Origin of the sequence: Streptomyces radicis, from assembly GCF_003626575.1 — a bacterium.
GTDB lineage: Bacteria > Actinomycetota > Actinomycetes > Streptomycetales > Streptomycetaceae > Streptomyces > Streptomyces radicis.
Genome location: NZ_RBDY01000011.1, coordinates 43,122 through 62,804, shown reverse-complemented (window position 1 = coordinate 62,804; position 19,683 = coordinate 43,122). Strand labels below are relative to the sequence as shown.

At 70.2% G+C, this 19,683-nt stretch carries 18 protein-coding genes and 3 pseudogenes; 11 read left to right on the top strand and 10 right to left on the bottom strand.

The genetic code is table 11. The features are described 5' to 3' along the window. Nucleotides 1-15 precede the first annotated feature (15 nt). Both D7318_RS16635 and D7318_RS16630 read left to right on the top strand, forming a co-directional pair. The gene (locus tag D7318_RS16635) at nucleotides 16-1,086 is read left to right on the top strand and encodes a LacI family DNA-binding transcriptional regulator (RefSeq protein ID WP_120697899.1); all 1,071 of its coding nucleotides are present in this window, start codon (nucleotides 16-18) and stop codon (nucleotides 1,084-1,086) included. Then, a complete protein-coding gene (locus D7318_RS16630; protein ID WP_220729658.1) occupies nucleotides 1,083-2,069 on the top strand; it encodes an ABC transporter permease in 987 nt (328 codons plus the stop codon). The genes D7318_RS16635 and D7318_RS16630 overlap by 4 nt, the downstream gene beginning before the upstream one ends. A 13-nt stretch (nucleotides 2,070-2,082) precedes the next feature. Here D7318_RS16630 and D7318_RS16625 read toward each other — a convergent pair whose 3' ends face one another. After that, entirely contained in the window at nucleotides 2,083-2,505 is a 423-nt protein-coding gene (locus D7318_RS16625) for a helix-turn-helix domain-containing protein (RefSeq protein WP_120697898.1), read from the bottom strand. Between the two features lie 161 nt (nucleotides 2,506-2,666). Between D7318_RS16625 and D7318_RS16620 the strand changes: the two genes are divergently transcribed. From D7318_RS16620 to D7318_RS16610, 3 genes are all read left to right on the top strand, one after another. Beyond that, nucleotides 2,667-3,542 (top strand): carbohydrate ABC transporter permease, encoded by an 876-nt coding sequence (locus D7318_RS16620; protein WP_120697897.1) that lies wholly within the window; start codon nucleotides 2,667-2,669, stop codon nucleotides 3,540-3,542. 110 nt (nucleotides 3,543-3,652) lie between these two features. Continuing rightward, nucleotides 3,653-4,093, top strand: a complete 441-nt coding sequence (locus D7318_RS16615) for a hypothetical protein (RefSeq protein WP_120697896.1) — start codon at nucleotides 3,653-3,655, stop codon at nucleotides 4,091-4,093. Between the two features lie 9 nt (nucleotides 4,094-4,102). Then, a complete protein-coding gene (locus D7318_RS16610; RefSeq protein WP_220729656.1) occupies nucleotides 4,103-5,281 on the top strand; it encodes a sensor histidine kinase in 1,179 nt (392 codons plus the stop codon). A gap of 148 nt (nucleotides 5,282-5,429) precedes the next feature. On the opposite strand, the pseudogene D7318_RS16605 reads toward D7318_RS16610, so the two are convergent. From D7318_RS16605 to D7318_RS16585, 5 genes and pseudogenes are all read right to left on the bottom strand, one after another. Next, a pseudogene (locus tag D7318_RS16605) lies at nucleotides 5,430-5,522 on the bottom strand (IS5/IS1182 family transposase); the annotation flags it as partial. Between the two features lie 209 nt (nucleotides 5,523-5,731). Next, nucleotides 5,732-6,145 (bottom strand): lasso peptide biosynthesis B2 protein, encoded by a 414-nt coding sequence (locus D7318_RS16600; protein WP_120697895.1) that lies wholly within the window; start codon nucleotides 6,143-6,145, stop codon nucleotides 5,732-5,734. After that, complete coding sequence (locus tag D7318_RS16595; RefSeq protein WP_120697894.1) at nucleotides 6,142-6,402, bottom strand: lasso peptide biosynthesis PqqD family chaperone; 261 nt, start codon at nucleotides 6,400-6,402, stop codon at nucleotides 6,142-6,144. Before D7318_RS16595 ends, D7318_RS16600 begins: the two co-directional genes overlap by 4 nt. Next, entirely contained in the window at nucleotides 6,380-8,242 is a 1,863-nt protein-coding gene (locus D7318_RS16590) for an asparagine synthase-related protein (RefSeq protein ID WP_230423808.1), read from the bottom strand. The genes D7318_RS16595 and D7318_RS16590 overlap by 23 nt, the downstream gene beginning before the upstream one ends. A gap of 128 nt (nucleotides 8,243-8,370) precedes the next feature. Next, complete coding sequence (locus D7318_RS16585) at nucleotides 8,371-8,508, bottom strand: lasso RiPP family leader peptide-containing protein (protein ID WP_183091447.1); 138 nt, start codon at nucleotides 8,506-8,508, stop codon at nucleotides 8,371-8,373. 316 nt (nucleotides 8,509-8,824) lie between these two features. On the opposite strand from D7318_RS16585, the pseudogene D7318_RS16580 reads away from it, so the two are divergent. Continuing rightward, nucleotides 8,825-9,232 (top strand): annotated as a pseudogene (locus tag D7318_RS16580) (transposase family protein); the annotation flags it as partial. Between the two features lie 16 nt (nucleotides 9,233-9,248). On the opposite strand, the pseudogene D7318_RS16575 reads toward D7318_RS16580, so the two are convergent. Further along, nucleotides 9,249-9,359, bottom strand: a pseudogene (locus D7318_RS16575) (IS5/IS1182 family transposase); the annotation flags it as partial. A 21-nt stretch (nucleotides 9,360-9,380) separates the two neighbouring features. Further along, nucleotides 9,381-10,169, bottom strand: a complete 789-nt coding sequence (locus D7318_RS16570; RefSeq protein WP_120697892.1) for an SDR family NAD(P)-dependent oxidoreductase — start codon at nucleotides 10,167-10,169, stop codon at nucleotides 9,381-9,383. A gap of 122 nt (nucleotides 10,170-10,291) precedes the next feature. Between D7318_RS16570 and D7318_RS16565 the strand changes: the two genes are divergently transcribed. Beyond that, nucleotides 10,292-10,930 (top strand): TetR/AcrR family transcriptional regulator, encoded by a 639-nt coding sequence (locus tag D7318_RS16565; RefSeq protein ID WP_120697891.1) that lies wholly within the window; start codon nucleotides 10,292-10,294, stop codon nucleotides 10,928-10,930. 530 nt (nucleotides 10,931-11,460) lie between these two features. Here D7318_RS16565 and D7318_RS16560 read toward each other — a convergent pair. Beyond that, nucleotides 11,461-13,569, bottom strand: coding sequence for a glycoside hydrolase family 3 N-terminal domain-containing protein (locus D7318_RS16560; RefSeq protein ID WP_120697890.1), 2,109 nt, complete (start codon nucleotides 13,567-13,569; stop codon nucleotides 11,461-11,463). 157 nt (nucleotides 13,570-13,726) lie between these two features. Next, nucleotides 13,727-14,833, bottom strand: a complete 1,107-nt coding sequence (locus D7318_RS16555) for a LacI family DNA-binding transcriptional regulator (RefSeq protein WP_120697889.1) — start codon at nucleotides 14,831-14,833, stop codon at nucleotides 13,727-13,729. A gap of 159 nt (nucleotides 14,834-14,992) precedes the next feature. Between D7318_RS16555 and D7318_RS16550 the strand changes: the two genes are divergently transcribed. The 4 genes from D7318_RS16550 to D7318_RS16525 all read left to right on the top strand — a co-directional run bounded on the left by D7318_RS16550 (nucleotide 14,993) and on the right by D7318_RS16525 (nucleotide 19,641). Beyond that, nucleotides 14,993-15,565 (top strand): HTTM domain-containing protein, encoded by a 573-nt coding sequence (locus D7318_RS16550; protein WP_120697888.1) that lies wholly within the window; start codon nucleotides 14,993-14,995, stop codon nucleotides 15,563-15,565. Between the two features lie 157 nt (nucleotides 15,566-15,722). After that, nucleotides 15,723-16,661 carry a serine hydrolase domain-containing protein gene (locus D7318_RS16540; protein ID WP_230423799.1) on the top strand — a complete coding sequence of 313 codons (939 nt, stop codon included), beginning with the start codon at nucleotides 15,723-15,725 and terminating at the stop codon, nucleotides 16,659-16,661. Between the two features lie 757 nt (nucleotides 16,662-17,418). Next, the gene (locus D7318_RS16530) at nucleotides 17,419-18,060 is read left to right on the top strand and encodes a response regulator transcription factor (RefSeq protein WP_120697886.1); all 642 of its coding nucleotides are present in this window, start codon (nucleotides 17,419-17,421) and stop codon (nucleotides 18,058-18,060) included. Nucleotides 18,061-18,165: 105 nt separating this feature from the next. Next, complete coding sequence (locus tag D7318_RS16525) at nucleotides 18,166-19,641, top strand: DUF6882 domain-containing protein (RefSeq protein WP_147437734.1); 1,476 nt, start codon at nucleotides 18,166-18,168, stop codon at nucleotides 19,639-19,641. Nucleotides 19,642-19,683: the final 42 nt, after the last annotated feature.

The following is a 19,683-nucleotide window of genomic DNA, read 5'->3' as shown; positions in this document are numbered from 1 at the left end:
AAGGATCTGTCCACCGTGTCATCTCTCCAGGCCAGGGGCCCACGCCAGTCCGATGTCGCGCGCGAGGCCGGGGTCTCCCAGTCCACCGTGTCGATGGTGCTCGGCGGCGCGGCCGAGCGGCAGCGCATCTCCCCCGAGACCAGGCGCCGCGTCCTGGAGGCGGCGCGCAAGCTGCGCTACTCCCCCACGGGCGCGGGCCGTTCGGCCGCGGCGCCCCGTGCCACCCGCGGCCTGCTGCTCGGTGTGCACACGTTCGAGCCCGTCTTCCCGACCAGCACGGGCGACTACTACTTCGAGTTCATGCGGGGCATCGAGGAGCAGGCCGTCGCCGAGGCGTGCAACCTCGTGCTGTTCACGGCCACCCAGACCGAGGACGGCATCCGCCGCATCTACGACGCCGAAGGGGTCAACGCGCTGCGCCACGCCGTCGGCAGCGTCCTGCTCGGCCACCACGCCGGGCACGGGGAGCTGGCCCGGCTCGCGCGCGACGGCTACCCGTTCGTCTTCATCGGGCGCCGCGAGGTGCCCGACGCCGACATCGCCTACGTGGGCGGCGACTACCGCGCCGCCACGGGCCGCATCGTCGACCAGCTGGTCGCCCAGGGCCACCGCAGGATCGCCTACCTCGGCGAGGAGAAGCGCGACGAGCCGCAGACCGACCGCTGGGAGGGGTTCAGGGCGGCGCTGACCCGTTTCGGACTCGACGTCCCCGAGCCCGCGTTCACCGCGCCCGACGCGCTCACCACCCAGTGGCTCGACACCGCGCTCGCGGCCGGGACGACCGCCGTGCTCGTCGAGTCCGTCAACCTGGTGCGGGTCCTCGCCGTCATGACCGGCGTCCGCGGCGTCACCATCCCCCGCGACCTCTCCGTCGTCCTGCTCGTCGACGACCCCGGCGGCCCGGCCGAGCCGCACCCCTGGGCCTGCCTTCGGGTGCCGCGCAACGCCATGGGCCGCCGCGCCGTGCGCCTGCTGGTCCAGCTCCTCGGCGACCCCTCGGGCGACCACGACCGCCAGGTGCTGCTCCCCTGCGAGCACACCCTCACCGGCACGGTCGCCCCTCCACCCCCAGGGAGCACCCCATGAGCCTCACCCTCAAGAACCGACCGCCGGGCCCGCCCACCGCGGGCCCCGGCCCGACCGAGCGCGCAGGGCGCCCCGCGGGCCGCCTGGCCCGCATGCGCCGCGACCGGCTGCTGCTGCTCCTGGCCGCGCCCGGCATGGTCGTCATCCTCCTCTTCCACTACATACCGCTGCTCGGCAACGTCACCGCGTTCCAGGACTACCAGCCGTTCCTCGGCATCTCGGGATCCGCCTGGAACGGCTTCGAGAACTTCGAGGTGATCGTCAACGGCGACCCCGCGTTCCTCAACGCGCTGCGCAACACGCTGCTCATCTCGTTCATCCAGATCGTCCTCGTCTTCCCCATCCCCGTCGCGCTGGCCCTGCTCCTCAACTCCCTGCTCTCCGAACGGATCAAGCGCCTGGTCCAATCGGTGCTGTATCTCCCGCACTTCATGTCCTGGGTGATCGTGGTGGCGCTCTTCCAGAACATGCTCGGCGCGGGCGGGCTCCTCAACACCTGGCTGCGCGACCAGGGTCACGGCACGTTCGACATCATCGGCAACCCCGACCTGTTCGCCATGCTGATCACCTCCCAGGTCGTGTGGAAGGACGCGGGCTGGGCGATGATCCTCTTCCTCGCCGCGCTCTCCCGCATCGACGCCCAGCTCTACGAGGCGGCGTCCGTCGACGGCGCGGGGCGCATGCGGCAGACCTGGCACGTGACGCTGCCCGGCATCAAGGGCGTCATCGTCCTGCTGCTCATTCTGCGGCTGAGCGACGCGCTGACCGTGGGGTTCGAGCAGATCATCCTCCAGCAGCAGGCCGTGGGCCTCGAGGGCTCCGAGGTGCTCGACACGTATGTCTACAACCACGGCGTGCTCGGCGGCGAGTGGGGCGTGGCCGCCGCCGTCGGCCTGGTCAAGGGGCTGGTCGCCGTCGTCCTCGTCCTCGGCGCCAACAAGATCGCGCACATCTTCGGAGAGAGGGGCGTCTACCAGTCTTGACTTCCTCCCCCGCCTAAAGGCGGGGGGTTCCAGCGGTCGCCCGCTGGGGTTCCTGCTTCGTCGACGACCGCCCTGTCCGGGAGGACTCCCGTTGAGGTCTTACACCGTCTCCACAGGCTGCTGCCGCCAGCCCGGCGGCCAGAACGTTGCGTGCCGCGTTCACATCACGGTCATGCACCGCGCCGCACTCACACGTCCACGTCCGGACGTTCAACGGCAGTTTCCCGCGGACCGCGCCGCAGGCCCCGCACAGCCTCGAGCTGGGGAACCACCGGTCGATCACCACGAGTTCACGCCCGTACCAGGCGCACGTGCGTTCCTCCAGCGCCTTGTTGTACACGAGACGGACGCAGCCGAACGTCCGCGACAGCTCCGCCGCCTGCCCGTCCGTGGGGTAGAAGCGGTACCTGAACGCCCGCCTGACCCGCCGCGACACACATCACAACCTATCAACTCCCGTGTGAGTGACAGGCGTCGGCCGGTGAGCGGCGGACGCCGCTCCACCCCGACGGCGAACCGGCCTTTCCTGCCCCGCTCCACAGGAGCCTCGTCCCCTCCCCGGCCCGAAGGCCGGGGCATCCACGAAGGAGAGCCCTCATGAGCGCCATCGCCACCCCCCACCCGGCGGCCCGCGGCCTCAAGGGCATCGTGCTCCTCATCGCGTGCGCGCTCGTCGTGCTGCCCTTCCTCTCCGTCGTCTCCACGAGCCTCGCCGACCCCGAACAGGTCGCCCAGGCGGGCGGGTTCGTGCTGTGGCCCGAGCACCCGACGCTCGAGGCGTACCGCGCGGTCTTCGCGGGCGACGCCGTCACCCAGGCGCTGCTGGTGTCCACCGGGATCACCGTCGTGGGCACCGTGCTGTCACTCACCTGCACGGCGATGCTGGCCTACGCGCTCTCCAGGCCCGGCTCGTTCGGCGCCAAGCCCATGCTGCTCACCGTGCTGTTCACGCTGCTGTTCAGCCCCGGGATGATCCCCAGCTACCTCATGGTCAAGCAGCTCGGCCTGCTCGACTCGTACTGGTCGCTGATCCTCCCGGTGCTGATCAACGGCTTCAACGTCATCGTGATGCGCGCCTTCTTCATGGACCTGCCGGGCGAGCTCATGGACTCCGCCCGCATCGACGGCGCGAGCGAGCTGACGATCCTGCTGCGGATCGTTCTCCCGCTGTCCAAGGCCGTCCTCGCGGTCATCGGCCTCTTCTACGCCGTGGCCTACTGGAACAGCTTCTTCACCGCCCTCCTCTACATGAACGACACCACCAAGTGGCCGCTCCAACTCGTGCTGCGCACCTATGTGGTCAACGGCGCCAACCTCGGCGGCGACCAGGCGGGCGCCACCGAGGTGCTGCCCCCGCAGCAGTCGCTCCAGATGGCGATCCTGGTGATCAGCATCGTGCCGATCCTGCTCGTCTACCCGTTCCTGCAACGGCACTTCGCCAAGGGCGTGCTCGTCGGCGCGGTCAAGGGCTGAGCCGCGCGGGAGAGTTGTGTGGAACGCCTGGGTCACCCATGCGTTCCACACCCCCGACCGGTGACACGGCGAGGGTGGGGCCCGTCGCGCGGCGGCGGCACGCTGACGGCATGACCCACACCACAACGCGCCACAGTCCCAAGGCACTTGTCGCCCTCCACCGGCGCTGGCCCGTCATGCTCGCCATCGGCGTCGTCGTCCTCGGCTACCGCGATCTGCCCCCGTGGACGCCCTCGGGGTTCGAGACCTACCTCCTGCCGTCGATCGCGCTCGCCTACCTCGTCATCGGCGCCCTGCGCCACGAGTTGGACGGCCCCCGCGTCGTGGCCGTGGAGACCGCGGGCGTCGTGCTGTTCGGCGGCATCACCGCCCTCGCCCTGGCCGTCGACCCCGCGGTCGGGCAGTACCTCGTGGCGGCCGGACTGGCCGGGCACGCCCTGTGGGACCTCGCCCACCTGCGCACAGGCCGGGTGGTGCCGCACGCGTTCGCGGAGTTCTGCGTGGTCTTCGACCTGCTGGTGGCCGCCGCCCTGATCGCCGCGGCCGTCTAGCATGGCACGGTGGTGAGTGGCACCTCGGCGAACGGGTCCGATCCGCGGCTGCGCCGGGCCAGGCTCGGCACGCTCGCCTCGCTCGCCACCGCCGTGCTGACCAGCCTGACGCTGCCCGGCATCGGGCCGTTCCTCGAGAGCGACGCCCTGTGGGCCGCCCTGGGCGCGGCGGGCATCCTGGCGTTCGCCGCGGCCCAGGCGGGCGCGCTCTACGCCGCGGTCACCCCGTGGCTGTCCGCCGCGGTGCGCCGCCGCCTGATGGCCGCGTTCGTCGCCGCGTCGCTGCTGTCCGTCCCGCTGGTGGGGCCCGTGGGCGACGGGCGGTGGGCGACCTGGGCATGGCTGGGCGGCTGCCTGGCAGGAACGGTACCGCTGCTGGCCAGGGGCCCAACCGGCCGCTGGATCACGGCACTTGCCGCGCTCGCCACCCTGGCGGTCGCGGCGGCCCTGGGCGCGCTGACGGGGGACGGCGCGCTCGTGCCCGTGCTGATCGCCGCGAGCCTCGCGCTGACGGTGGCCGGGATGAGCGGACTTCCGCTGTGGCTGTGGGGGCTGCTGGTGGACGCCAGGGCAGGACGCGAGGCGCAGGCCAGGCTCGCCGCCACCGAGGAGCGGCTGCGTTTCGCCCGCGACGTGCACGACCTGCTCGGGCACAGCCTGTCGGTGATCGCGCTCAAGGCCGAGCTGGCCGCGCGCCTCTCGTCCCTCGACGCCGAACGCGCGGGCCGCGAGGCCAGCGACGTGCAACGCCTGGCCGCCTCGGCGCTCGCCGAGATGCGGGAGGTCGTACACGGCTACCGCGCGGTGGACCTCGCCGACCAACTGGCCGCGATCCAACGGGTGTTCCACTCCTCCGGCATCCGCTGCACGGTCTTGGGTCCCACCACCGACCTGCCGCCATCGGCCTCGGCCCAGCTGGTCCCCGTGCTGCGCGAGGCCAGCACCAACGTCCTCCGACACAGCGCCGCGCGGTGGTGCGCCATCGAGATCGCCCGCCGGGGGGACGGGGTGCGGATGACCATGGCCAACGACGGCGCGGCCCCCGCCGCGCCCGACCGCCACAGCTCGGGGCTGGCGGGGCTGCGGGAGCGGCTGGCCGACGCGGGCGGGACGTTGCGGGTGGGGAGCGAGGGCGGCGTGTTCACGCTGGAGGCGACGGTGGGACCCGGCGCGATGACGCCTCGGTGAGCGTGGGCCGTGGGCTGTGGGCGACGGGCTGGACGTCCTCCCGTTCGCCGTCCGCCGGTTGGTCGCCTTCGTGGTGGGTGTGGGTCAGGGCTTGCGCCTACGGGGGACGGGCCATGTCAGCTCTGCGCGGATTGCTCGTCGGGACCGTCTATCCGGCGGAGGCGAGGTTGTGTGGGCGGGCGATGCCGAGCATGGCGTGGTGGACGCCGTCGCCCTTGAGGCGACAGTCGCGCAGGATCCTTCCGTGAGATCCGGGGCCTGGAAAGGGCTCACTCTGATGATCACAGGGACCGTTCCCGCACTCGTTCCCGCCCCACCCCTGCGACATGCCGCTGAGCAGGGCAACGTCAGCCTTCACACGCGACTCGCGACAACGACGGAGCTCTGCGGCGGTGTCGTGGGCGGTGAACATGACGCCGACCTCGCCGAATCGCCTGGACAGGTCTGAATTCAGACCGGAGGAATGGCTATGAGCGTCCGGTAATGTTTGCCGAGATATAGCTCTCCGACGGGTTCGCCGTCGACTTCGATCCACGCGTGTGCCGCGAATGGATGCGTACGGACACCGGTACACCAGGTGGGCCAGACATTGCGGGCTCGGCATACCAGGGCGGCGGCGATGGACCGTTGCAGACAGCCCTGACCCGCGCAGCGAAGACTGACCGAGACGACCGCGCTACGTGCCGCGAGTGCCTGGTCGACGGTGGCGGCTCGGGCGCCGCGACGGATGAAGAGCAGTACGGCTCGTAGCCTGCGCGGTGACAGTCGGCTGAGCAGGCGCGCGGCACCGACCGCGAGCAGCGGCACCAGCCGCCTGTGAACCGGAAGCCGGGGCTGGTGTTCGAGTGCGACGGGAACGGTCATGAGGTCACCAGCAGCTTCGCCGCACAAAGACGATCGATGATCGCCGTCACGTCGGACCGTGCCCGCTTGGGTTCGAGGTCGTGCCGCTCGGCGAGGTCCGCCACGATCTGCTCCTGGCTCTGACCGGCCAACAGCGCATGCAGAATGCCGCTGCCGGTGTTGTTGAGCTGCCAGTAACGTCCGGTGCGCTCATCGAGCAGCACTGTGCCGTGTTCGGTGCTGGTGGTGGCGATGTCAGTTCGTAGTCGCGGACTCATCGACCCTCCCTTGGTCGGCTTTCGACGTCCAGCTTTCCGCCGGGGTCTTCTTGACGGCGCGCAGCCAGGTCTCACAGCCGAGCAGCTCTTCCAACGCCATGGTGGTGGCGTTGTCGACCTGCGGTGCCAGCAGCCGGGTACGCAGCACGTCAGGATTGATCAGCCCGTGCTCGGCCAACGCCGAATCGGCGAACAGCTCGAGCAGGGCAGGCATGTTGCGCCGCAACCCGATGCGCACGTCCTCGCCTGCCTCACCCTTGGTGGACCGGCCCGCGACGGCGGCGGGCAGGATGCCGTGCATCGCCTCGGACAACAGCGGCTTATAGCGCCACGGCGTTCGACGCTCGGCGAATCGAACGGATAGCGCTGCCTCGATCACCCGATCATCGAGGTACGGCAGCTCCAACCGCACACCGGCCCGCGCGAACGGCCTGGCGAGCTGGCGGTAGCCGGGCCCCGCGATTCGCAGCGCCATGAGCGTCGCGTGCTGCGCTCGTTGCGCAGCCAACGGTCGCGCCTGCTCGGCGATGCTGTGCAGCAGCCCGCGCGTCACCTCGATCGCGGACGGCGTGACCCACTCCTGTGCTCGCAGCGGCGCGGAACCCCACCCGAGATCGGGCGTACGGCGAGCGCGAGGCGGACCGGTGAGGTGGTCGGCCTGGTGCCGCCACCACCCGCCGAGGTCGCGACGATCAGTGAGCGCGGCGATGGTGGCGCCCAACGGCCAACGAGACATCGCCCGGTGACCACGCAGGTGAGTGAGTGCGGTCAGCGGATGGCGGTACAGCAGGTCCCGCAGGTAGTAGGGCAACTCATGGAACAACTCGTCAGAACCGTGCCCGGCCAGGTGTATCCGCGACCCGCACTCGGCCAGGGTCTGGGCGGTTTGTCTGGTCCGCTCGGCGGTACGTGTGAAGGGATACGGCGCCTCGGTATCGGTGATGCGTCCGGGGTCGGCGAAGATCGATGGCATGGCTTCTTGCGCCAGTTCCCGATGTTCGGCACCGGGCAATTCCCTGGCCGCCTGCGCCGCGAACCCCGCATCGGCGTTCGCCTCGTCGGCCTCGCTCCAGCGGAAAGTCAGCAGGTCGGGGGCCCCGACTTCGGCTGACAGAAAGCACAACGAGGTGGAGTCCATCCCACCGGACAGATCCGCACTGACCCGGCCCGCCGAGGAAAAACGCGCGGACACCGCTGTCCGCAGCGCGTCACGGACCCGTTCCGCGCCCTCTGCCAGCGACCTCTCCGGCGCGGGTGGCTCCCACCAGCGCACCGTGGTCGTCGTTGTCCCTCGGCCGTCGACCCGCAGGTAGGAGCCCGGCGGCACCAGATTCACGCCCTGCCACATCGAGCGCTCAGCCAACGGCGCGGGCGCCCGGATCCCGCATGCCACGCGGGCTGCCAGGGTCTGCTCGTCGATCTCCGCTCCGATCAGCGTGGCCAGGACATCGGCTCGGTCACCTGCGAGCGCCACGCCGTCCCGGCTGGTGTGGAACACACGGCGAACGCCCGCCAGGCTGCCCTGCACCCGCAACACGCCCGCGACCGACGCCACCAAGTAGAAACTGCCCGGCAATGCGCGGGTCACCATGTCCAGGTCTTCGACCCGGCGCACCCGGGAGATCAGCTCGGTCAATCGATCGGCGGTGAGCGGACAGGTGCCGATCACCGCTGCCTGTATCCGGCCTGCCTCGGCGACGATCAGTTCACCGGGAGCCCATCGCCCCAGCAACCATGGCCGGCCGGAGGAGTAGGGCACTGCCCCGAGCCGGATCACCGGATCGAGGAACGCGCGATTGAACGGGGCATCCGGCAGCACCAGGAAACCGTCGGACAGCACCGTCAACCAACTCCTATCTTGTCTACTGACCGTGGAGGATGGCCATCTTATTTATTGTGGGAATTCACGTTCGCGTCAGCGGAATGGGGTGGTGATCGGACTTGGCCCGATCACCACCTGGTCATACGTCAGTAATCGTACTGGGGGTTGAAGGGCTCCCACCAGATGCCATTGTTACCGAGGGTGTCTACGCTGAACTCGCCCAACTCCACGAGCTCAGGCGGCTCGTACGGCGTCATCATCGACTTCTCGACCAGTTCGCTCATCATGTTTCCTCTCTCGTCATACGAGTCAGGACAACGAAAGTTGGTCACGCTGACCAGCGGGCGGGAAGACGCGACAGCCCAGGCCACGCGACCACTCGCAGAATGGTAAGGCTGACCGTTCGGGAGGGGTCCCCGGCACCCTCCCGCATGATGGGCAATTCTCGTGCGCCCAGGAGGATAGGGGGTGACACCGTGACGTAGCGGTGTTCTTGCTGTTCGGAAGCTCGTCGTCGCCTGCTGGAGGAAGTCCGGTCCGGACGAGTTCACGGCCAAGATCACTCGCTGCACCAGGAGCTTCGTCGTGCTTGTCCACCCATCCGGGATCGATCACCGTCACGGCATGAACGTGCAGGTCATCGCTGATCCCCTGGGCCGACTGCCATGGGCCTCACCCGCACTGCCCGGCGTGGTCCACGACATCGAAGCCGCCCGCACCCACGGCATCATCGACGCCCTGACCACCGAGGACATCCCATGCTGGGCGGACAAGGCATATCAGGGCGCCGGCGGGAGCATCCGCGTCCCCTACCGAGGTCGGTGGGAGACGCTTTCCACCGGCCAGCAAACCCACAACCGCTCCGACGCACGGATACGAGCACTCGGCGAACAGGCCGTCGCCACCCCGGAGTCCTGGCGGCTGCCGCGGAAGCCGCGGTGCAGCACCACCCGCATCACCGACCTGGCCAAAGCCATCCTCACCCGCCACCTGGCAGCCTCAAGCTGAGATTGGAAAAGGCTCACGTCAAGTTCGTGCGCCAGTGCGTTGTCACGAGCAGTACGCGGTCTTCCAGCGGCAGACTCCACGGACGGCCCCGCCGCACCGCATCCGCGCCCTCCCGTCGCAACTGCATGCTCCGTACTGCAAGGCCAGCTCACGCTGCGATGTCGGCTTCGGGTTGGAGTGCGGGGCCGAGCAACAGGCCCCCGTCCAGGACGAATTCCGAGCCCGTGGCGAAAGATGCGTCCTGGGAGGTGATGAAGAGCAACAGGCGGGTGATCTCAGAGGGTTCGGCGAGGCGGGGGATGGCGAACGGATCGGGCGAGTAGAAGTCGGCGATGGCTGGCTGACCCGCGACGGTGGGTTCGTTGATCAGTGGTGTGGAGACGACGCCGGGGTGGAGGGAGTTGACCCGGATGTTGTCCCGCCCCAGCTCCAGCGCGGCCGTCTTGGTCAGCCCGCGCACGGCCCACTTGCTGGCGGTGTAGGGGGCGTAGAAGGCCGTGCCGACGTGGGCCATGGTCGAGGCGACGTTGACGATGGTTCCGCCACCGCCCCTGCGCATCGACGGAGCCACGGCCCTGATGCCGAGGAACTGGCCGGTGACGTTGACGCTGAAGATGTGTTCCCAGGTGCGGAGTTCGGTGTGCTCGACAGGGGCCGCCGGGTTCTGGACGCCCGCGTTGTTCACCAGGATGGTGATCGGCCCGAAGTGGCCTTCGACTTCGCGCACCACCGCCGCCCAGTCGTCCTCGCTGGCGACATCCAGGTGAACGGACAGAGCCCGATGACCGAGCTGAGCAGCGAGATCGCGGCTGGCGTCGTCGTCGCGGCCAGCGATGACGACGTTCGCCCCCTCGGCGTGGTAGCCCCGCACATGACTGCTGCCCATGCCCCCGCTGCCGCCCGTGACGATGACGGTCTGGCCCTCAAAGCGTCCCATGCTGCTTCCTTCCAGGCCTACGCTAATGGTGAGCCGAGTGACTCACCTCCTCTCTCAAGGTAAGGGGAGAGCTAGAGGTGAGTCAAGTGACTCACCTCGTAGCGAGAGGCATACTGAAGGGCATGACGGCACAGCCTTCGGGATACCACCGGCGCGTGGCAGCGCAGAAGCGGACGTCCATCATCGAGGCAGCGACAAGGCTGTTCCTCGACTCCGGCTACGACGGCACCTCGCTGGCCCGCATCGCCGAGGCGGCCGGAGTGTCGAGGGCGACTCTGTTCAAGCAGTTCACCACCAAAGCGGCCCTGTTCGAGGCGATCGTCACCGAATACTGGAAGGTCGACGAGGAGGAGGCGCCCCTCCCCGAGCCAGGGAACCTCCGCGCAGGGCTTGAGACCATCGGACGCCGATACGTGGCGCTTCTCACCCAGCCCGGCATGGCCGCCCTCTTCCGCATCGTCATCGCCGAGGTACCGCGCTTCCCGGAGCTCGGCGAGACCCAGTTCAAGCTCGGCAAGATGCCCTACTTCGAATCGGTCCGCCGCTACCTGGCAGCGGAGAACGCCGCCGGTACAGCCCTGCTCGACGATGCGGAGATGGCGGCGACGCAATTCCTCGGGATGATCTCCAACTACGTGTTCTGGCCGCGGATGCTGCTCGCACGCTGGGAGCCCGACGACACCGCCATCACCAACGCGGTCGACCAAGCGGTGCTGACCATGCTCGCCCGATACGGCGCGCCGGGGACCCACGGCACCTGAGACACCAGGTGCCCCACCGCTCTGCGTAACCACCTGATACCTCCCGCACAGGCAGGCCCTCGACCCAGCCGATCGAAGCCAAAGGCCGATTGCGGGACAGCCCTTACAGGAGGTCGGGGTCTTTTCTGAAACGGGGCACGTTCTGTTCAACCCAAAGTGTGCGCCGTTTCAAAAGAGCATCCGCCCCGGCATAAGCCGCGGATAAGCACCGGCCTGCTTCATAAGCTCAACGTGCGCGCGGTGAACGACGAGAGCGGCGGCCAGGGCAGGCCCGAAGGGTGCGCGCCACCGTAAGCGACCACCGGGAAAACGGCCGCCAACGAGGGACGCGGCCGCGCCCGTTCGGCGAACGGTCCCAGGCACCCAAACGGAGACCGTTTACCGAGACGGCCGCACACCCGACGCCCCCTCCCCCGTAGGTGCCATCACTGACCCGCACCCACCACAACACCAGACACCCGGCGGACGGCGAACGGGAGGACGTCCAGCCCGTAGCCGCCCCCGCCGCCCGCGCCCGCGCAGCGCCCCCCTCAACGGGTCAACGCGACACTCACCCGCCCCGAGGCCACCACGCTGGAGCCCGCGTACACATCCACCCGCCCGGGCTCCAGGCGGAACTCCCCGCGCGAGTCGTTGGTCCAGAACCCGAAGTCCTCGGCGCCCAGCGTGAATCGAAGCTCGGTCGACTCGCCGGGGGCGAGGGTGACCCGTTGGAAGCCGCGCAGGCGGCGGACCGGCTGGACGATGGAGGCCGCCCGGTCGTGCAGATAGAGCTGGACGACCTCGTCGCCCGCGCGCGTGCCGGTGTTGGTGACGCGGACGGTGACATGCACCGCCGCGCCCGCGTGGAGGTCGGCGGTGGAGACGGTGTCCACGTCGAGCACCGGGGCGCCCGTCTCGAACGTCGTGTAGCTCAGGCCGTGCCCGAACGGGAACAGCGGCCCCGTCGGCAGGTCGAGGTAGCGGGAGACGAACGCGTCGGGGGCGCTGTCGGGCGGCGCGGGGCGGCCTGTGTTCTCGTGCGCGTAGGTGAGGGGGACCTGGCCGACCGAGCGGGGGAAGGTCGCGGGGAGCTTGCCGCCGGGGTTGACCGCGCCGAACAGGACGTCGGCGATCGCCCGGCCGCCCTCGATGCCGGGGTGCCAGGCGACGACCACGGCGGGCGCCGCGTCGATCCAGTCGCTCACGTCCAACGGCCGCCCGTTCAGCAGCACGACGGCGAACGGCTTCCCCGTCGCCGCCACCGCGTGGATCAACTCCGGCTGCCCCGAAGGGAGTCGGATGTCGGAACGGGACGACGCCTCGCCGCTGATCGCGGAGGGCTCCCCGACCACCACGACCGCCACGTCGGCGTCGCGCACCGCGGCGAGCGCGGCCTCGCCTTCCGCCGCGTGGGCGATCCTGGCCTCGGGCGCCGCGGCCCGCAGCCCCTCGAGCACGGTGGTCGCGGGGAAGCGTGAGGCGCCCGGGCCCGCCCATGTGCCGTGCAGGTCGTCCGAGTCGGCGAACGGCCCGACGACGGCGATCGATCCGGCCGAGGGGCTCAGCGGCAGGACGGGCCCCTCGTTCTTCAGCAACACCAAGGAGCGGCTCGCGACTTCGCGCGCGGCCTGCCTCGACTCGGGGGTGGGCGCGGTGAGTTCGGCGCGTTCGTCGGTGTAGGGCCGCTCGAACAGGCCGAGTCGGAGCTTCAGGCGCAGGATCCGCGCGACGGCGTCGTCGAGGCGTTCGGTCGCGATGGCGCCGCTCGCCAGCAACTCCTCGCCATGGTCGGCCAGATGAGGGCTGACCATCTCCATGTCGACACCGGCGGACAGGGCGGCGCGGGCCGCGTCGGCGGCGTCCTCGGCGAAGCCGTGCGACACGAGCTCGGCGACACCGTTCCAGTCGCTGACGACCGTTCCCTCGAAGCCCCACTCCTCCTTGAGGATCTCGGTCAGCAGGTGCGCGTAGGCGTGCGCGGGGACGCCGCTCACGGTGTTGAACGCGGCCATGACCGTGGCGACTCCGGCGTCCACGGCGGCCTTGAAGGGCGGCAGGTAGACGTTGCGCAGCCGCTGCTCCGAGACGTCCACGGTGTTGTAGTCGCGGCCACCCTCCGCCCCGCCGTAGGCGGCGAGGTGCTTGGCGCACGCCGCGACGCGGTGCGGAAGGGCCAGCTCGGCCGGGTCGGTGCCCTGGTGCCCGCGCACCTTGGCGGCGGCGAACGCGGCGGTGAGATACGGGTCTTCGCCGTTGCTCTCGGCGATCCGGCCCCAACGGGGGTCGCGCGAGACATCCATCATCGGCGCGAACGTCCAGTGCATGCCGAGCGAACGCGCCTCGCGGGCCGCCACCTCGCCGTCCCGTTCAGCGACCGCGGGGTCGAAGCTGGCCGCCTGCCCCAGCGGGATGGGGAAGGTGGTCAAGCAGCCGTGGATCACGTCGAAGCCGAACAGCAGCGGGATGCCCAGCCGGGTCTCCTCCACGGCGACGCGCTGAAGGGCGTTGGTGTGCCCGGCCCCGTACAGGTTGAGCACGGAGCCCAACGTGCCCGCGCGGGCGGCGGACTCCACCAGGTGGTTCTGGCCACCGCCGGGGCCCGTGTCGCCGGTCCACGCCAGCTGTTGGAGCTGGCCCAGCTTCTCGGCGACCGTCATGCGGGCCAGCAGGTCGTCGATCCGTCGGTCATGGGCCCGTTCATCCGGTGCCGTGCGCGCGCCTGAAGTCACAGGAGGCGACGATAATGCGCTTTATTGTCGGGCACAAGACCCTCAAATGACCGCCGGGGCCCCGGTCCCGCCGCCGCGCCACGCGTCAGTCGACGTCGCGCGGCGGCCCCAGGCTCGGGCCCTCGCGCAGCGAGCAGTCGAGGGTGACGCGCGGCGGCGCCGCGCCGGGATCGGCCAGCAGCCCCACCAGCGCGCGCACCGCCTCCTGGCCCATCTCCCGGCGCGGGATGCTGATTTCGGCGAGATCGGCGACACCGGGGCGCTCCGGCGCCCCACTCAGGCCGACGAGCGCCAGGTCGCCCGGGACCGAGCGGCCCGCGCGCTCGGCGGCGTCCCTGATGTGGACGGCGTGCGTGGAGTCCTCGACCACCAGGGCCGTCGCGCCCCGCCCGGCCGCCCACGCAGCGGCGGCGGTCGCGTCGGCGAGCGTGCCGTCGGAGTCGACGCCGAGCGGTGGCTCGCCCAGGGTGAGCACGGGGGCGTCGGCCGCGCTCAGGCCCAGCTCGGCGCGGGCGCGGCGGAAGCCCGCGCGGCGCCCGGGGATGCCCTCGTGGCCGTGCGCGCTCTGCACCATGGCGATGCGGCGGTGGCCGCGCGCGGCGAGCTCGTGGACGATGGCCGCGGTGCCGCCGAGGTAGTCGGCGGCCACATAGGACAGCTCGACGCCGGGGATCTCGCGCTGCCCGACGAAGACGAACGGGTAGGAGTCGGCGGCGAGCCTGGCGATCTCCTCGCTTGACTCGTCGGTGCCGACCAGGACCGAACCGTCCGCGAGCTGGAGGCTGTTGATGCCCTCCGCGTAGATCGACCGCTGGCGCCCGGCGTTCTGGGACCCGGTGAACAGCAGCAGGTGGTACCCCGCGCGCTCGGCCTCCTCCTCGATGCCGACCAGGAACTCGTGGTAGAAGTCCCGGCTCTCCAGCGGGAAGAGCGGCTGGTAGGTGAAGACGCCGATCAGGCGGTTGCTGCCGCGGGCCAGGTTGCGGGCGGCGATGTTGGGGACGTAGCCGAGCTCCTTGACCGACCTCCACACCCGGTCCCTGGTGGCCTGGCTGACCCTGATCGAGCCGTAGTCCCGCTCGTTGATCACCGAGGAGACGATCCCGGTCGACACGCCCGCGTGCGCGGCGACATCGGCCTGCGTGACCCGCCGGGCGCCGCCCGCGCCGGTGCGGCGCCTCGTTCTTCCCATGGACTTCCCTGCCGTTGGCTGTCGCTGGCCGCCCGCCCGCGCGTCCCGCCTGTGGTCTGGTGCACGGAGGTTGACGCCCCAGCGTAGCCGGTTCTGCGGGGCGAGCGCATTGCCCAATACGCTTTATCGCTGAAGGGTGTCCACTGGCCGCCCCGCAGCATGGCAACCAAGCTGTCCGAGCGTGTCCCTTCCATGGCGAGGGCGGTGGCGGTACCGCTGCACAACCTGGGAGTCGCTGCTGTCGCTGTACAGATCTGCCTGGTCTATATGGTCAGCGGTCTCTACAAGGTGCAAGGTCAGGTGTGGCAGGACGGCACCGCGCTTTTCTACATCCTCCGGGTGGACGAATTCGAGCTGCCCGGTGTGTCCAGCATCATCTACGAGAACGACCTGCTGGTCTACCTGGGCACCTACGCGACGGTCATATTCCTGATCTATTTCCCTCTCGGGGTCCTCGTTCCGCGTATCCGTCCATGGGCCGCTGCGGCGTCTATCGGATTTCACCTGTCGATCGCCGTGATCATGGGATTGACGAGCTTCGCGCTGACAATGGTGGCCTGTGACCTGGTGTTCCTGTCGGGCGCCATTGACAGAGCGCTGGACTGGGCACGAGACTCGGTCAAACGCCTCGGCGGAAGCCGAGTCTCCCAGGCAACGGAAGCGATCGAAGCGGTCGACAACAGTGACCGGCCCAGCGGCGTCTCCACAATGGAATCCAAGGAAACAGCTTAGTGTCACTCTTGTTCGAGTTTCTCAGCTTATTTCTTCCTGACAGGGTAAGGACACGGAGGGACTACCTTGTCCACGGGATCACAGTGGCTGCAATGACGTTCCCTGCTGTGCTCGGTCTGGGCAGTGTGCTCGGGCACTCTCTCGGTTCTATCGCTCCATGGGCACTCCAGTTCAGTGCCTGTGTAGGCGCCGGATACCTCATTGTGTACCCGTTCGTCAGGCGGAGGCTGAACACAGGGGGTGCCGAGTGATCTTCTCGGCACCCACCTGTGTGCTGGGCAGCAGTAACCTGTGGCCCAAAGTCACCCCCGGACACGACCCCGAGAAACATGTCGAGATCGGATCGCTGACGAAGGTCATCACTGGCACCGCACTGATGCGAATGTCTGCGGCTGGCATGGTGTCGCCAGCCGATCCGGTCGAGAAATGGCTGCCCGCTGCCCCGGGCACAGGGATAACTCTGCAACATCTGGCCTCTCACACCGCGGGTCTGCCGCGCGTCCCCCCAGGGCTTCGTAGCGGTTTCAACGACCCGTGGCGGGACTTCACCGATCAGGCCCTGCGGGACCTTCTCGCACGGCTCGACCAACTCATCACCGGCCCTCCGGGGGAACATGGGAAGTACTCCAATCTCGGCTACGCGATTCTGGGTGCAGCGCTGAGCTCCGCGGCAGGAGCGGGATTTGAGGAACTCGCACATGAACATGTACTCGCTCCCCTCGGTGTGCCCCCGGGAGCGATGACGGCCCGCCCCTCCGGGGAGACTCGTCTCCTCTCTCGGAGCAGGTTCAGGTACCGGTCGAAGCCCTGGACCCTGGACGGGGCGGTTCTGCCGGCCGCCGGTATGTGGGCATCGTGCACAACGGTAGGACGGCTGATCACCGGGGTGCTGATCGACCGGACTCTGGGTGCCCCGGCTCCTACATGGCACGCCGCGGGGCCTCTGCTCTGGCACAACGGTGCCACCCGGAGATCCTCCATCTTCACCGGAGCATTCGCGGATGGAGAGTGGATAGTGATGCACCGTCTGAGCGGGGCACCGCAAAGAACGGACCGGATGGCGCTGGCCGAACTCCGAGCTGCACGAGCTGTATGAGTCGGTGGCCGCCGAAGCAGAGCGTCGTTCCTGCCACTGCCTGGCCGACGTGGCGGCCGCGGTCGAGCAGGCCACGGACGACGCGCGCCCCCGCGCCGTCGAGTACCTGCTGGCCCCCGCACCGTTGAGCGCGCTGTCGCCCAGGCCCGCCGTGCCGTCGAAGAACGAGCCAGCGCCGCTTCGCCCGGTGCCCCGGCCGGGATGTGCGGCGGGTGCGGTACTGGGTGCCTGCGAGCGGCCCGACGTCGCAGTCCGCCCCGGGACCGGCCGAGCGCCTGACCGGCCTGCGCGCGTTCCGGATCTTCTACGGTGCAAGCGAGACAAGCTTCGACGGCCTCACCCCGTCGCGGTGCATGGAAGGCGTTCCAGCGCGGTATGGCCGCAGCGAGCGAGGCCGGACTTCCGGTGCGGCTGAATATCGTGGTCACGGAAGACAGTTCCGGGGAGATTGATGCCATGGTCGCCATGGCCGAAGACCGGGGCTTGACGCACCACGTCCACACGAACATGACGCCGACCATCTACGGCGACCCCGAATCCCTGCTGGCACAGTCAAGCAAGCACCTACGTGAACGGACCCCCTTCCAGGGCTGCGACGCGGGCCCCACGTTCTTCCACGCCGACCCGCACGCCAAGGTCAGTATCTGCAAAGTCGGTCGTTCGGTACGCCGAGCGGCGATCCGATCAGCGCTGCGGAGACACCTCCCCGTTCCACATCCCAGGGCTCACCGGAACCGGTCGCGCCTACCCTGGTGCCATGACCGCGCAGCGCCCGACGGGCCCAGGGGGGAGACCCGTTCGCGTCCTCCTGGCCGACGACGAGGACCTCATCAGGGTGGCGCTGGCCGCGCTGCTCGATCTGGAGGCGGACATCGAGGTCGTCGCGCAGGCCGCGGACGGGCGGGGCGCGGTGGAGACCGCGTTGGCGCACACGCCCGACGTGGCGGTGGTGGACCTCCAGATGCCCGGCCTCGACGGCCTCGAGGTGACGTCGGAGCTCGCCGCGGCGCTGCCGTCGTGCGGGGTCGTGATCCTCACGGGCCATGGCCGCCCGCCCCATCTCCAGCGCGCGTTGGCCTCGGGCGCCAAGGGGTTCCTGCCCAAGGGGTCGCCAGGAGGGGCGCTCGCCGATGTGATCCGCCGCGTCCACGCGGGGGGCCGTTACGTCGATCCCGCGCTCGCCGCCGACGCGCTGACCGCGCCCGCGTGCCCGCTGACGCCACGGGAGTTGGAGGTGCTGCGGCTCGCTGAGTACGACACACCCGTGGCGCTGATCGCCCGCCGCACCCGGCTGTCCAACGGCACGGTGCGCAACCACCTGGCCGCGGCGGTCGGCAAGCTGGGCGTCGCGTCGCGCGCCGAGGCGTTCCGCATGGCCCACGAGCGCGGCTGGCTGTAGCGGCTGGTCGCGGCGGGCGCGGGTGTGCGCGGCGCCGGGGGCGCGGCGGGGTGCGGTGGGGCACGGCGGGGAACCGTTCGGGCGTCGTCGGAGTCGTTGATGATCATGAGCACCTTCAGCGACGCACTTCTCGCTCTCGCCCGGCCCCGTCTCGCCTGGGTCTCCGAGCAGCTCGACCTCTTCGACACGCTCGTCCCGCACGGCGCCACCCGCTTCGACCTCGACGCCCCCTCGCTGTGGCGGGGCGGGGTCACGCTCCGCGGCCATGTCCTCGGCACCTACGCGCTCGACGGCGCCTGGCTGTGGGCGTGGGGGAACGACTCGCTCGCCGGGACGCGGGGCGCCCAACTCTCCGCGTCGCTACGGGAGATCGGCGAGTGGGACGACGTGCCCGAGCTGGCGGGGCGCACGCTCGACCTCACCGGCTTCCCCGACCCTCGGCTCGCCGCCCACCACCTGCTGCTGATCTGCATGGGCCTGCTCGACGCCAGGGGCGCGGCGGTGTGCGCGCTGAACGAGCGGGGCCTGGCCCTCCTCGTCACCGACGACCCGGCCGTGCCGCGGGCCGAGCCGCGTCCGCGGCGGCTGGTCGACGCGCTGCTGGCGGGCCCGGCGCTGCTGCCGGGCCGCGACGCGTCGGTGGCGGTCAAGGGGTGGTTCGCCCGGCACGGGGTGAAGCCTTCGGCGACCGGGGAGGGGTTCGCCGGGCGGCTGCCCGAGGGCGACACGGTGACGGTGACGCTCGGCGGGGGCGCGGTGCGGGAGGTGTCCCTGACGGGCGCGGACGGCGGGCCCGCAGCTCTGGCGGCCGCCGACGAACAGGAGTTGATCGATCCACGTCGGGACGAGATCGACGCCGACCGTTGTTTTCCGGCCCCGTTGCTGATGGCGACCGCGCGGTCCATCGCCTACTCGCTGCGGGAGACGGCGGCGATGGTCGACTACGCGGGCGAGCACCTGGGGTTCGAGGGGCGGCCGCCGGTGTGGGACGCGGCGGCGGGCGAGCTGCGCTTCCCCGGCGGGGCGCTGGCGGCGCGCGCCCTGGGGAGCTACGACCTGGGCGAGGGCTGGTTCGCGTGGGCGCCTGGCACCGAGGACATCAGGGCCGCTTACCGCGCGGCCGCGGGCCTGCCCGAGGATGTGGACATCCCCGAACTGGCGGATGGCCGCCTTGAGTTGGCGCCCTATCTGACGCCCGAGGCGCTTGCCGTCGGCCTGACGCGGGCCGCGGCGACCTGCGCGGGCCTGGTGTTCACGTCGCTGGGCGGCCAGTTCCTCGCGGTCACCGACGCGCGCGTGACCGGGCGCGACCTGGGCCCCTCGACGTTCCCCGACGCGGCGGCGGCCGAGGCGAAGGCCGGGGCGAGCTGGCTGCACGGCCAGACGCCCGCGGATGAACGCCCCCGAGTCATGCGGGCGGTCGCCGAGGCGTACTTCACGCGCCTCGGGCGGCCCGTGCACGGCCATGGCCTGCCCGACTTCCTCAGCGGGGAGTTCGGCCTGTACGAGGTGCGGGTCCACTTCGCCCCCGACGGCACACTCGGCGACGCGACGACCGGGATGATGTGGACGCCACACTGAGCGACTCGCGGCGCCCGGGGTCGCGGGCCAGGGCCGGGGCCA